Source organism: Ewingella sp. CoE-038-23 (genome assembly GCF_040419245.1).
GTDB lineage: Bacteria > Pseudomonadota > Gammaproteobacteria > Enterobacterales > Enterobacteriaceae > Ewingella > Ewingella allii.
In genome coordinates, this window is record NZ_JAZHOH010000001.1 from 2,132,669 (window position 1) to 2,145,514 (window position 12,846).

Here is a 12,846-nt window from a genome sequence, read left to right on the forward strand (position 1 = left end):
ATAAAGTAACTTTCATTCCGGGGCGCCCGCCCTTGCAACGCACTCAGTTAAGGATTTACTCATGAGCAAAGTACTGGTTCTGAAATCAAGCATTCTGGCGAACTTCTCTCAGTCAAACCAACTGTCAGACTACTTCGTAGCGCAATATCAGGCTGCTCACAGCGGTTCACAAGTTACCGTTCGTGACCTGGCTGCTGACCCAATCCCGGTTCTGGATGGTGAATTGGTAGGTGCTCTGCGCCCTTCCGACGCGCCATTGACTCCACGTCAGGAAGAAGCGCTGGCGCTGTCAAATACGCTGATTGAAGAGCTGCAGGCCAATGACGTGATTGTTATCGCGGCACCTATGTATAACTTCAACATTCCGACTCAGTTGAAAAACTACTTTGACCTGGTAGCCCGTGCTGGCGTGACGTTCAAATACACTGAGAAAGGCCCAGAAGGTCTGATTAAAGGTAAGAAAGTTATCGTTCTGACCAGCCGTGGTGGCATCCATAAAGACACTGGCAGCGATCTGGTTGCGCCTTACCTGTCACTGTTCCTCGGTTTCCTGGGAATGAGCGACGTAGAATTCATCTTCGCTGAAGGTATTGCTTACGGTCCAGAAGTGGCGACCAAAGCACAGGCCGCTGCGAAAGAAGCTATCGACGCTGCTATCAAGCAAGTCGCCGCAGCTTAAGATTTAAGATTGCCAAGTATTATCACAATCTGGAAGGGTCAATTCCCCTCAGAATCGGTTGTTAAACCCCTCTCCTGATGATGTTGTGATAACACCATTGCGCGCTGAAAAGCGCGCTTTTTTTTGCCTATTTTTGCAGCCACTGACCATTAATCCCGCGCACATACTCCCCGGCTCCGGCGCGAGCCACCAGCTTCTGCCCCGCAAGTTTCGCCACGTCGCCGCTGGTCACCTGATTGTTTTGCGCCACTTGCTTATATTGCTCTTCGCGGCCCTGATTAATGCGTTTCACCAGTGACAGGGTTTCCGCATCTTGCTTGACCGGCGCCAGATAGCCCGACAGGGTTTCGCCCACCCGACCTTGCTGCTTGGCCTCTTCCAGCGTCAGGGCAAAGGCCGTGCTGCTAAACAGTAGGGTTGAAACCAGCACCAGCAGCGCAGATTTCTTCACCGTGGCGGTTTTAAACATTTTGAAGGTTAACGCACGCATATCCACTCTCCACACCGGCTTGCCAGCCGCGCCAATTTAGAACAGGTCACTCTGGTTTTTCAGCAGATTTTCGACATCTTTATCGACCTTGATGTGGATCTCATGCTCAATCTTGACGTTCATATTGATGGTGATCGGCTCTTTCGGTGCAGAGAGTTCAATGCGCGGCACGCAGCCGTTAAGCATCACGACGGCCAGAGCGGTCGCCGTGCAGAGCGTGGTTCGGTAAGCGATAGCCAGCTTCATGGTAAAGTCCTCAAATTCTTATCCTTAGAGGGTGCATCCGGTTGCTGAGACAGGGAGTTCGCCGGCAGCGAGATCTCCTGTTGCAACCATTCTTGCAAGTTGTCGCCAAAGCGCAAACTGCGCCACAGCTGATAAATGTTTTCCTGATGGGTGTAATTAAGGTTCACTTCTCTGTCCTGCTTACCCGAGGTATTGGCTCCGGTAACGTGAGATTTCATGGTCAGCTCGCCGAGGTTATCCAGATTGACCTTGGCAATCATTTCGCGGATCTCCATATAACGGATCCACTCAATCACCAGCCGGTTAGCCAGATTGCCAGCCGCCATGGCATCGGCAAACTGTGGGTCGAGGCGCAGCGTCAGCCAGCCATCATTTTGTATCCAGCCGTCGCGCACAATCCAGTGCGGGTCATTAACATAAAGTGGCAGCTCGCCGTTGATATTACCGGACATCGCCAACTGTTTGGGTTTCAGCGCGGTGAACAGTTCGCTGAGACTGATTTTTTGCAGTTTAAGCACCGCCGCGTCATGCTGCGGCATGCGCAGCGCCGACATGCTGATGTGGCCGCGCAGGGTATCCACGCCGAGATTACTCAGGGTCAGCGGCGTGCTCTCCGACCAGGGATAAGTCCCTTGCAGGTCGGCAGTAATGTTCTCCAGCTTAACGAGGTTATTCACTTCGCGGATCCGCAGCATTACCGGCTGTTTCACACCCAGCGTCCAAATCTGATTTTGCAGCCGATAAGAGAGGCTGAAGTCCATCCCACTGACGTCGCCGTCCGGCAACCACATGCCGCCGTCCTTCACCACCCAGTGACCGCCGCCGATAAATCCCTGCCCGCGCGCCATGGAGAAAGCCGCCTGCGCATAGAAAGTGCCCTCGCGCAGACGAATATTCAACTCCGGAGTCAGCAGCGACTGGAATACCGCCAGCTGCTGTTTCGGCCACCAGGCTTCACCGCGCAGACGTTCGCCATCCCAACGACCGTTGAGCTTGATCGGCCCTATCGGGTCGGCGTCCAGCGTGCCTTTCATGATGAAGCTCTGCGGGTCGCTACCACTGAGGTGCAGCATTAGCTCGCTGGGTGGCAGGTAGCCGCCGTTATCCAGCGCAATCTTCTTCGCCACCAGCTTGATGTCGCCCATAAACTGTGGCGGCAAATCCGGGAATTGTTTTTTGAAGCGTTCTGGTACCGGGCGACGCCAAGTCAGCGGTTTATCCAGCGTCAGGCGCGGCGCGTCCACATTAATCAAGCCGTAATGTAGCTTGTTAAAGCCGGTCGAGAGCGACGTCAGGGTGATGAGATTGTTATCCCAATTACCTTTACCGGCCATATCCCAACGTCCGGCCAGCGGCGGCAGTTTGCCATTGCCCCAGTATTTGAAATTCCACAGTCCCTGATCCGGCCAAAATTTCTCGGCCTTACCGTCAAGGTGCAGGTCGAAGCTACCCCAGTAGGTATCCCGAGCTTTAACAATCGCCTGTAGCGGGCCGCTCACCCCTTCGGCAGAAACCTTCACCCCCGCCAGCGGCCAGCGGGCGTCCTGTAACAGTAGCTCAGGAGTAGGTTTGCCCCACGCGCGCAGCAGAGCGCCGCTGCGCAGCGCCAGCGTCGGATTAAGCACCGAGCCGCTCAGCGTACCCGGCAGCGAGGCACTCAGTGAGGTAGCCACCAGGTTAGCTTGGCCAGTGAGCTGGAAAGCCAAATCGCTGTCCAGCAGCCCAACCTTGCCCGGCCCCATGGTCAGCACCACGTTGGCTTTACCATTATGCCCCTGAGTCAGCACGTTGAGCCGCGCCGCGAGCTGGGTCTGGTCGAAGGTATCCGCCCAATCGCTCAGCGTCAGGTTGATGCCACCGGCGAGCGGCTGCGCGGCATAGGGCCAGTGCCACTGCCCCTGGCTTATCTGTAAATTCTTACCGTGCAGAGTCCACGGCAGGGTCGCCAGAGGCTGCTGGCTGCCCTTTTCGGCAATCGTCAGCACGCCTGAGGTTTGCTGCCATTGCAGTAAAATATCCAGCGGATTCGGCACCTGTGCGGTTTGCATTTCGGCGCGCAGTTCGCCGGTTTGCGGCAACTGGTCCAGCGTAGCGGGCAGCGTCAATTTGCCGCTCAGCGCAATGGGCTGTTGGCTGCCCGGCGGGGTCAGGCGCAGGGAGTTAATGGCGAGTTGTTGATTGTCGAGCGTGGCGTCCAGATTGAGATCTTCGCCCTGTAGCGTCAGGTGCTGGGTCGCGCCCTGATTGTCGAGACGCAGTTCACCGGCGTAACGCTGCCACGGCGTCACCACCAGACGGTGAATGATCACATTGCCCGCAGGCAGGCTCTGTTGGATATCAGCTAATGAAAGAGGTGAGCTATCGGCGCTTTTCGGCAGGTTGCTCAGACACAGGGTATCGACATTCAGGCTATCGGCCTCCAGCGCCCAGCGGCCACTGGCATGGCTCAGACGCGCATTGGTGGCCTGCGCCAGTTCGCATTCTCCCGCCATATAGCGCATTCCCGGCAGCTCGAGAGTACCATTAGACCAGCTAGGTGATGCGGAAAGGCGTAGACTGGTCCCTGCCGGTAGCCAATGTTGGGCAACCTGAGGCAACCAGCGAGGCACGGTTTTCCATAACACCCCGGCCAAAAACAGCAAGGTAAGCACGGTTCCCAGACACACCAGTGCAAAATATCTCAGTCCTTTCCTCATGATATGCCTTGTTTTTCACGAAACCGCTATAAGATACCATAATTAGCATAACAACTTATCGTGGAGAAATAGGATGAAACTCGCCGTTTACAGCACGAAGAATTACGATCGTAAATACCTCGAGTTGGTGAATCAGCATTATGGATATGAGCTGGAGTTTTTCGACTTCCTGCTGACCCCGCAGACGGCGAAAACCGCCATCGGCGCCGATGCCGTCTGTATCTTCGTCAATGACGATGGCAGCCGCGAAGTGTTGCAAGAGCTGAAATCGCTGGGCATTAAGACGCTGGCCCTGCGCTGTGCCGGTTTCAATAACGTGGATTTAGACGCCGCCAAAGAGCTGGGTATTTCGGTGGTGCGCGTTCCGGCTTATTCACCGGAAGCCGTGGCCGAGCACGCCGTGGGCATGATGATGTGTCTTAACCGCCACATTCACCGTGCCTATCAGCGCACCCGAGAGGCGAACTTCTCTCTGGAAGGGTTGATTGGTTTTAATATGCATCAGCGCACGGCGGGGATCATCGGCACGGGTAAAATCGGCGTCGCCGCGATGCGGATTCTGAAAGGTTTCGGCATGCATATTCTGGCTTATGACCCCTATCCAAGCCCATTGGCCCTTGAACTGGGTGCCGAGTATGTGGATCTCGATTCGCTGTACGCTCAGTCGGACGTTATCTCCCTGCACTGCCCGTTAACGCCGGAAAACCACCACATGCTGAACGCCACGTCATTCGCCAAGATGAAAGACGGCGTGATGATTGTGAACACCAGCCGAGGCGCGCTGCTGGACGCCACTGCCGCCATTGACGCATTGAAGAAGCAGAAAATCGGCGCGCTGGGGATGGACGTGTATGAGAACGAGCGGGATCTGTTCTTCGAAGACAACTCCAACGAAGTGGTGCTGGACGACGTGTTCCGCCGCCTCTCATCCTGTCACAATGTGTTGTTCACCGGGCACCAAGCCTTCCTGACCAGCGACGCGCTGACCAGTATTTCGGAGACAACATTGCTGAATGTGGATCAGCTGGCGAAAGGGCAGCCATGCCCGAATGTTTTGTAGTTTAGGAAACTACAGGTAACTTTTAGGTCAGACTGTGGGCGTCGGCCTAAGGTCAAAACCGTGGGCTCGCCGCCCACACTGGCCCAAAGGGTTTTAAACGAAACCCTTTGGAATCCTGCGTTTTTTTGCTGCTGTTAGATCGAGGCTTCGCAGGGTTGAGATGGACATGTTTCAGGCACCTTAGTGATTGTCGCGAAGTGCCGCCGCTTAGGCGGTTCCCTCAGTTCGGGCTTCGAGCCATAGGTCTCGAACCACTCCCTCGGCGTCACTTCTGAACGCGACTTACTGGCATTTACACCGTACCTTTCCATTCAATTCGTAAAAAAACATACCCAAAACCAAGCCCACTGAAACGGCACGGTTGAGATGCCTCAAAACCGCAGTCAAAAATGACGCTGAGCGAACGGTTCGAGACCAAAGGCTCGAAGCCTGAAGCGAAGGCACCGCCTAAGCGGCGACATTTTGCGGTGGAGAACTGAAGCTCCTGAAACACGTCCGCCCAGCGAGCGACAGCGCGGAGTAAAGAGCCGGGGATTCTCAAGGGGCGCGGCGATAGGCGCCCCTTGAGGCCTGTGTGGCGGCAGCGCACGGTTTTGACCTTAGCCAGTGTGGGTGGCAGCGCACGATTTTGACCTTAAAGGGCCAGTGTGGGCGGCGAGCCCACGGTCTTGAATTTGAATTTAAAAGCGCTCAAAGGCAGCCCGCCTTACCCCGCCGTACATCTCCCTGCCATTAACGCGCTTTCCGAACACTGGCGGCCATTCGACATTGAACACATGCCTACGCGGCTGCCGTCTAACTGAGGTGCCATTCGCAACTGACCACCGGCCATGGAACATGCGGCGAAGGCCGGGCTGTCCATATTGACGCTGTGGTTAGAAAGGTTAACGCTGTTACCCTTCTGGGGAACCTCGTTGGAATCATCGTGGCTGCTACAGGCGGCCAACACCAGAACGGCTCCGGCCAATAATACGCGTAAGGCAGTGATCATCAGTCCTGCTCCTGAAGAATAACGGGGTGTCGGGGAATTAAGTGGAAATCATCATAGCCGAGCCATTCCGCCAGCGTCGAGTGTTAGCAAGAATTAATATCAACTTTTTCCTAAAAATAAACGATTAGATACACTTTATTTCGTTCCGTTATTTCTTTGGCTCATAAACTTAGGGCTCATTCACCGTTTTTGAGTATCAACTACTTAAAATAAGCACAACAGGGAGGCATTTTATAATGGTGACAGATTTTTTAATTCGTATTGCGCTGGCGGGCGTTTTGGGCGGGCTAATTGGTATTGAGCGCCAGCTGCGGGCGAAAGAAGCCGGTCTGCGAACCCACGTATTAGTGGGTATCGGCAGCGCGATGTTTATGATTGTGTCGAAATACGGTTTCGCCGATTTACTCAACCTCACCCACGTCAGTTTTGACCCCAGCCGCGTTGCAGCGCAGGTGGTGAGCGGCATGGGGTTCTTGGGTGCCGGGACCATCATCATCCAGAAACAGGTGGTCAAAGGCTTAACCACCGCTGCCGGATTATGGGTTACTGCCGCGATTGGTTTAGTTATTGGTAGCGGACTTTATGAGATTGGTATCTACGGCGCCTTCCTGACCTTAATTGTACTGGAAATGTTCCGCCAAATTAGTAATAGGCTGATCGGCCATCACCATCTGATTGAAATACGCCTCGCGCCGCAAAGCGTGCCTTCGGTATTAATAGCATTGCAGAAAATGCGTATTCGTCCGGGCCATATTAAAGTTAATCAGCGCGACGATGGTGATGAAAGTAAGTGCGAATTAGTGATGGACGTGGTGTTAAAACCGAAACAAAGCGTTGATAAATTGTATGAAGCCATCATGACCGTTCAGGGTATTAAACGTATTGATATCAATTAACCTCTTACTGCGCTGACGCGTATTTTCTCAAGCTGCGAGGGGAATTGGCCCTCGCAGAAGTAATAGAATTCCTACGACTTCCCCTCTTCCAGTAACCCTATCATTTCACTCAACTATTAACCCTGCACACAATCAGGATAAATCGATCGATGCCCCGCGTGTAAACTTTTTCATATTCGAACCGGTTCGGCATCGCTGTTTCCGGCAAGCATTAGGAAATGAAAAAGGGGTTTTCATGATCACCACTGACGGTAATAACGCAGTTGCTTCCGTGGCCTATCGCACCAATGAAGTAATTGCTATCTACCCTATTACGCCAAGTTCGACCATGGCCGAAATCGCCGGCGCGTGGTCCGGTGAAGGTAAGAAAAATCTCTGGGGCGATGTCCCAACCGTGATGGAAATGCAGTCAGAGGCCGGGGCGATTTCTACCGTCCACGGTGCGCTGCAAACCGGCGCACTCTCCACCTCTTTCACCTCATCGCAGGGTTTGCTGCTGATGATCCCCACCCTCTACAAGCTGGCCGGTGAATTAACGCCGTTCGTGCTGCACGTCGCCGCCCGCACCGTGGCGACCCACGCCCTGTCTATTTTTGGCGATCACTCCGACGTGATGGCCGTTCGCCAGACAGGCTGCGCGCTGCTTAGCGCCGCCAGCGTGCAGGAAGCGCAGGACTTCGCGCTGATTTCTCAAGTTGCCAGCCTCAACAGCCGCGTGCCCTTTATTCATTTCTTCGACGGCTTCCGCACCTCCCATGAAATCAATAAAATCGCCCCGCTGAGTGATGACACGCTGCAACAGATGCTGCCACAGCAGCAGATTGACGCCCACCGCGCCCGCGCCTTAACGCCGGACCGCCCGGTTATCCGCGGCACCTCGGCCAACCCGGACACCTATTTCCAGTCGCGCGAAGCCACCAACCCGTATTACGACGCTACCTGCCAGCACGTCATTGACGCCATGGAGGCCTTTTCCACCCTCACCGGCCGCGCCTACAAGCCTTTCGACTATGTCGGCCACCCGCAGGCGGAGCGCGTGATTGTGCTGATGGGTTCCGGTATCGGCACTTGCGAAGAAGTGATTGAAACCCTGATTGAGCGCGGCGAAAAGGTTGGCGTGTTGAAAGTACGCCTGTATCGCCCATTCAGCGCCAAACACCTGCTGGACGTGCTGCCGCAGAGCGTCAAAACGCTTGCCGTCATGGATCGCACTAAAGAGCCGGGTTCCCTTGCCGAGCCGCTGTACCTCGACGTCATGACCGCGCTGGCGGAAGCCTACAGCCGCGGGGAACGCGACAGCTTGCCGAAAGTGATTGGCGGCCGCTACGGCCTCTCTTCCAAAGAGTTTGGCCCAGACTGCGTGCTGTCGATTTTCGACGAACTGGCCCTCAGCCAGCCGCGCCCGCGCTTTACCGTGGGGATCTATGACGACGTGACCGGCCTGTCGCTGCCGGTGAATGACGAGCAACTGCCGCAGCACGCCACGCTGGAAGCCCTGTTCTACGGGCTGGGCAGTGACGGCTCGGTTTCGGCCACCAAGAACAACATCAAAATCATTGGCAATAGCACGCCGCTGTTTGCGCAGGGCTATTTTGTCTATGACTCCAAGAAGGCCGGTGGCCTGACGGTGTCTCACCTGCGCGTTAGCCCGCAGCCGATTAAATCGGCCTACTTGGTCAGCCACGCGCACTTCGTTGCCTGCCACCAGTGGCAGTTTATCGACCTGTACCAGATGGCCGAGCGCCTGCGCCCCGGCGGCATTTTCCTGCTCAACACGCCTTTCTCGGCACAAGAAGTGTGGGAACGCCTGCCGCTGGAAGTGCAGTCTTCGCTGCATAAGAACAATGCCCGTTTCTACATTATCAACGCCGCAAAAATTGCCCGCGAATGCCAGCTAGGCGCGCGCATCAATACCGTGATGCAGATGGCGTTCTTCCACCTGACTCAAATTCTGCCGGGCGATCAGGCCCTGAAAGAGCTGCAAGGCGCGATTGCTCGCAGCTACAGCAGCAAAGGCGAAGAGCTGGTGATGCGCAACTGGCAGGCGCTGGGCGCGACTCTTGAACAGCTGGTCGAAGTGCCGTTGCAGGCTATTCCTGAGCAGCCGCGCAAGCGTCCGCCGATTGTGTCTGACGCCGCGCCTGATTTCGTTAAAACCGTCACCGCCGCGATGCTCGCCGGTCTGGGGGACGCCCTGCCGGTTTCCGCCTTCCCGCCGGACGGCACTTGGCCGACTGGCACTACCCAGTGGGAAAAACGCAACATTGCCGAAGAAGTGCCCATCTGGCAGCCAGATTTGTGTACCCAGTGCAACCACTGCGTCGCCGCCTGCCCGCACTCGGCTATCCGGGCCAAAGTGGTGCAACCCGAAGCCATGGAAGGCGCGCCGTCCGCCCTGCAATCTCTGGATGTGAAATCTCGCGATATGCGCGGCCAGAAATACGTGCTGCAAGTGGCCCCGGAAGACTGCACCGGCTGTAATTTGTGTGTGGAAGTCTGCCCGGCGAAAGATCGCCAGAATCCAGAAATCAAAGCCATCAACATGGCGGATCGCATTGAGCATTTAGAAGAGGAGAAGGCCAATTACGACTTCTTCCTTAAACTGCCGGAAATCGAGGCCAGCCAGCTTGAGCGTATCGACATTCGCACTTCGCAGCTGATCACCCCGCTGTTTGAGTACTCCGGTGCCTGCTCCGGCTGTGGCGAAACGCCTTACATTAAGCTGTTAACCCAGCTGTATGGCGACCGCCTGCTGATTGCCAACGCCACCGGCTGTTCATCTATTTACGGCGGCAACCTGCCTTCCACGCCTTACACCACTAACGCCGAAGGGCGCGGGCCGGCGTGGGCCAACTCGCTGTTTGAAGATAACGCCGAGTTCGGTCTGGGCTTCCGCCTGACGGTAGACCAACACCGCCGCCGCGTCACGCGCCTGATTGACTCGCTTTCCGAGCATATTCCCGCCGAGCTGTTGGGCGGCCTGCGCGATGAAACCTCAACGCCAGAAGTGAAGCGCCAGCACGTGACCGAGCTGCGTAAGATTTTGGCCGAGATTGATTCTCCAGACGCCCGCCAGTTAGCCACCGACGCCGATTATCTGGTGGATAAATCCATCTGGCTGATTGGCGGCGACGGCTGGGCCTATGATATTGGTTTCGGCGGCTTGGACCACGTGCTGAGCCTGACGGAAAACGTCAATGTGCTGGTGCTCGACACCCAGTGTTATTCCAACACTGGCGGCCAGCAGTCGAAAGCCACCCCGCTGGGCGCCGTCACCAAATTTGCCGAACAGGGCAAGCGCAAGTCACGCAAAGATTTGGGTGTCAGCATGATGATGTATGGCCATGTCTACGTGGCCCAGATTTCCCTTGGCGCGCAGCTGAACCAGACGGTGAAAGCCATTCAGGAAGCCGAAGCCTATCCCGGCCCGTCGCTGATCATCGCCTACAGCCCATGCGAGGAGCACGGCTACGATCTGGCCCTGAGTCACGACCAGATGAAGCAGCTCACCGCCACCGGTTTCTGGCCGCTGTATCGCTTCGACCCGCGCCGCGTAGAGGAAGGTAAAGCCGCACTGGCGCTGGATTCCCGCCCGCCAAACAGCAACCTGACGGAGACGCTGAACAACGAACAGCGCTTCAGAAGGCTCAACGCCCAGCAGCCGGAAGTCGCCACTCAGCTGTATGCGGCGGCAGAGAAGGAGTTACAGGAGAAATATGAGTTCTTGGAGCTGCTGGCGGGTAAGAGAACGAATGGGGAGTCGGAGTAAAGTTAAAGACGTTGTTTGCTCCTCCCCCTTGCCAGGGGGAGGAGCAAAACCAAACCCACTGAAAAGGCACGGCTGAGAAGCCAGTAGGCCGCGTTCAGAAATGACGCCGAGCAAGAGGTGAAAAACCGCGTGTCTCTTTACGCGGGTTGGAATCCCGCAGCGAGGGGACCGCCTTAGCGGCGGCTTTTCGCGGCGATAACCTCAGCCTCTGAAACATGTCCATTCCAACCCTGCGAAGCCTCGATCTCCCAGCAACAAAAAACGCAGGATTCCAAAAGGTTTCGTTTAAAACCCTTTGGGCCAGTGTGGGCGGCGAGCCCACGGTTTTGAATTTAAAGACCTACGTGTGGGCGGCGAGCCCCCGACCTTGACGTTGAATTTAAAAGCGGGCTTGGGCTGCCAGCCCAAAAATCACCCCCCAAGTCGATGTTTATGCCCTTTCATCAGACTCAGCGATGCCGAATAAGCTGCGCCCTCATCCCCGGCCATAATGGCCTCATAAATCAGTTTATGCTCTTGCAAACACATGCCGCCTTCCTTTGAGGAATATTCAAAGAACCATTTAAAAATGGTGGTCAGCACGTTGCCGAAAGGCACGTAAAAACAGTTGCCGGAGGAGATAAAAATCATGCGGTGAAACTGGGTGTCTATTTCCACCCACTGCGCCTGGTCAAACTGCTCGGCGACCTGACACATCTGCCGGTAAATGCGCGACAGCTCGATGCGCTGCTCCTTGCTGGCGTTGACCGCCGCCAGCGCGGTGGCGTGCGGCTCAATAGCTTTGCGAAACTCAAGAAACTGCTGATAAATCTCTTCGGTGGCTTCCATCCCCTGCATCCACTCCAGCAGCTGCGGGTCTAGCATGTTCCACTGGGCGCGATCTTTCACTCGGGTACCTACTTTCGGCCGTGATTCCAACAGTCCCTTTGAGGTCAGCAGCTTCAAGGCTTCGCGCAGCGCGGTGCGGCTGACACCAAACTGCTCGCCCAACTCGATTTCGCTCGGCAAAATGGCGCCAGAGGCCAGCTCGCCGGAGAGAATTTTTCGGGCGATGTCGCGAGCGATGTGGGTGTTCAAACCACGGGTTAACCCGGCGGCTGTTTCAAACTGCATCGTCATGCTATTCCCTTTTATTGGTGCAGATGACCGTCATGATAGTTCAGGAAGCGGAGCGACGCATGCCCTCGTCGCCCCGAATGTGCTCAATCACCCGTTACGGCGCCATTTGGCCGCCGTTGACATCAAGGATCTGCCCGGTGATGTAGCCGCTACAGGCGTGTGAGGCGAAGAACAGATAGCTCGGTGCCAACTCTTCGCTGGTGCCGAAACGGCCCATGGCGATGCCGCTGGAGATCTTGTCGCGCACTTCCTGCGTTTTGTCGGCGTGGAAAACCGTGTCGATGGTGCCCGGCGACACCACGTTGAAGCGAATATTGTCCTTGGTGAACTCCTTCACCCAGTGGCGGTTCATATTGTGCAGCCACGCCTTGGACGCCGCGTAAATCGAGGCTCCCGGCCCGCCGCCTTCGCGCCCGGCAATAGAACCGGTGCTGATAACCGAGGTGGTTTCGCCGGTCTGCTTGGCCGCGCTGCGCAGGTGCGGTACGGCGAACTTGGTGACCATGAGCGCCGAGCGAGCGTTAAGATCCATTACCTGCTGATAAAACTCGTCGTCAATGTCGCTCAGCGGTTTGCGCCCCACCAGCCCGCCGGCGTTATTGATGAGCACGTCCAGCCCGCCGAAGCGCTCCACGAAGGCTGCCACCAGCTGCTGGCACTGGGCGGTGTCGGTCAGGTCGGCGGCGAAATACGCCACTTCGCCCCCCAGCGCCGCCACCTCTTGGGCCAAGCTTTGCAGGCTCGGGTCATTGCGATGCCCGTTCAGCCCCACTTTCGCGCCAGCGCGGGCAAAAGCCTGCGCCGTCGCCAAACCAATGCCTTTGGTGGAACCGGTGATTAGCACGCGTTTGTCTTTCAAGTCATTGAACATAAAAGTTCCTCGGTAAGTTGCTAGGGTAC

Annotated in this window: 10 protein-coding genes; 4 read left to right on the forward strand and 6 right to left on the reverse strand. The window is 56.2% G+C overall.

The window, feature by feature from the left end:
* Nucleotides 1-61: 61 nt before the first annotated feature.
* Nucleotides 62-679 carry an FMN-dependent NADH-azoreductase gene (locus tag V2154_RS09935; protein ID WP_353502094.1) on the forward strand — a complete coding sequence of 206 codons (618 nt, stop codon included), beginning with the start codon at nt 62-64 and terminating at the stop codon, nt 677-679.
* Nucleotides 680-806: 127 nt separating this feature from the next.
* Here the strand turns inward: V2154_RS09935 and V2154_RS09940 are convergent, their stop codons facing one another.
* From V2154_RS09940 to V2154_RS09950, 3 genes are read right to left on the reverse strand one after another with little or no spacing between them, the layout of a single operon-like run.
* Nucleotides 807-1,148 carry a YdbL family probable chaperone protein gene (locus V2154_RS09940; RefSeq protein WP_353503972.1) on the reverse strand — a complete coding sequence of 114 codons (342 nt, stop codon included), beginning with the start codon at nt 1,146-1,148 and terminating at the stop codon, nt 807-809.
* 57 nt (nt 1,149-1,205) lie between these two features.
* Nucleotides 1,206-1,415 (reverse strand): YnbE family lipoprotein, encoded by a 210-nt coding sequence (locus V2154_RS09945; RefSeq protein ID WP_396130667.1) that lies wholly within the window; start codon nt 1,413-1,415, stop codon nt 1,206-1,208.
* On the reverse strand, nt 1,412-4,111 hold the full coding sequence (locus tag V2154_RS09950; protein ID WP_353502095.1) for a YdbH family protein: 2,700 nt from the start codon (nt 4,109-4,111) through the stop codon (nt 1,412-1,414). The genes V2154_RS09945 and V2154_RS09950 overlap by 4 nt, the downstream gene beginning before the upstream one ends.
* Nucleotides 4,112-4,184: 73 nt before the next feature.
* Between V2154_RS09950 and V2154_RS09955 the strand changes: the two genes are divergently transcribed.
* Nucleotides 4,185-5,171, forward strand: coding sequence for a 2-hydroxyacid dehydrogenase (locus tag V2154_RS09955; RefSeq protein ID WP_353502096.1), 987 nt, complete (start codon nt 4,185-4,187; stop codon nt 5,169-5,171).
* A 706-nt stretch (nt 5,172-5,877) separates the two neighbouring features.
* On the opposite strand, the gene V2154_RS09960 is transcribed toward V2154_RS09955, so the two are convergent.
* The gene (locus V2154_RS09960) at nt 5,878-6,162 is read right to left on the reverse strand and encodes a putative hemolysin (protein WP_185690033.1); all 285 of its coding nucleotides are present in this window, start codon (nt 6,160-6,162) and stop codon (nt 5,878-5,880) included.
* A 236-nt stretch (nt 6,163-6,398) separates the two neighbouring features.
* Here V2154_RS09960 and V2154_RS09965 point away from each other — a divergent pair, with 236 nt between their 5' ends.
* Together V2154_RS09965 and nifJ are read left to right on the forward strand one after the other, a co-directional pair.
* A complete protein-coding gene (locus tag V2154_RS09965; RefSeq protein WP_353502097.1) occupies nt 6,399-7,058 on the forward strand; it encodes an MgtC/SapB family protein in 660 nt (219 codons plus the stop codon).
* A 235-nt stretch (nt 7,059-7,293) separates the two neighbouring features.
* The gene (gene nifJ / locus V2154_RS09970; RefSeq protein WP_353502098.1) at nt 7,294-10,827 is read left to right on the forward strand and encodes a pyruvate:ferredoxin (flavodoxin) oxidoreductase; all 3,534 of its coding nucleotides are present in this window, start codon (nt 7,294-7,296) and stop codon (nt 10,825-10,827) included.
* A gap of 411 nt (nt 10,828-11,238) precedes the next feature.
* Here the strand turns inward: nifJ and V2154_RS09975 are convergent, their stop codons facing one another.
* Both V2154_RS09975 and V2154_RS09980 read right to left on the reverse strand, forming a co-directional pair.
* Nucleotides 11,239-11,946 carry a FadR/GntR family transcriptional regulator gene (locus V2154_RS09975; protein ID WP_185690009.1) on the reverse strand — a complete coding sequence of 236 codons (708 nt, stop codon included), beginning with the start codon at nt 11,944-11,946 and terminating at the stop codon, nt 11,239-11,241.
* 94 nt (nt 11,947-12,040) lie between these two features.
* Nucleotides 12,041-12,817: an SDR family NAD(P)-dependent oxidoreductase gene (locus V2154_RS09980; protein WP_353502099.1), complete on the reverse strand. Its 777-nt coding sequence runs from the start codon at nt 12,815-12,817 to the stop codon at nt 12,041-12,043.
* Nucleotides 12,818-12,846 lie beyond the last annotated feature (29 nt).

Excerpts from the sequence above, each read along its gene's own strand:
- V2154_RS09955 (WP_353502096.1), top strand. The coding sequence starts at position 4,185 with ATGAAACTCGCCGTTTACAGCACGAAGAATTACGATCGTAAATACCTC.
- V2154_RS09950 (WP_353502095.1), bottom strand. The coding sequence starts at position 4,111 with ATGAGGAAAGGACTGAGATATTTTGCACTGGTGTGTCTGGGAACCGTG.
- V2154_RS09975 (WP_185690009.1), bottom strand. The coding sequence starts at position 11,946 with ATGACGATGCAGTTTGAAACAGCCGCCGGGTTAACCCGTGGTTTGAAC.
- V2154_RS09940 (WP_353503972.1), bottom strand. The coding sequence starts at position 1,148 with ATGTTTAAAACCGCCACGGTGAAGAAATCTGCGCTGCTGGTGCTGGTT.
- V2154_RS09965 (WP_353502097.1), top strand. The coding sequence starts at position 6,399 with ATGGTGACAGATTTTTTAATTCGTATTGCGCTGGCGGGCGTTTTGGGC.
- nifJ (WP_353502098.1), top strand. The coding sequence starts at position 7,294 with ATGATCACCACTGACGGTAATAACGCAGTTGCTTCCGTGGCCTATCGC.
- V2154_RS09980 (WP_353502099.1), bottom strand. The coding sequence starts at position 12,817 with ATGTTCAATGACTTGAAAGACAAACGCGTGCTAATCACCGGTTCCACC.
- V2154_RS09935 (WP_353502094.1), top strand. The coding sequence starts at position 62 with ATGAGCAAAGTACTGGTTCTGAAATCAAGCATTCTGGCGAACTTCTCT.
- V2154_RS09945 (WP_396130667.1), bottom strand. The coding sequence starts at position 1,415 with ATGAAGCTGGCTATCGCTTACCGAACCACGCTCTGCACGGCGACCGCT.
- V2154_RS09960 (WP_185690033.1), bottom strand. The coding sequence starts at position 6,162 with ATGATCACTGCCTTACGCGTATTATTGGCCGGAGCCGTTCTGGTGTTG.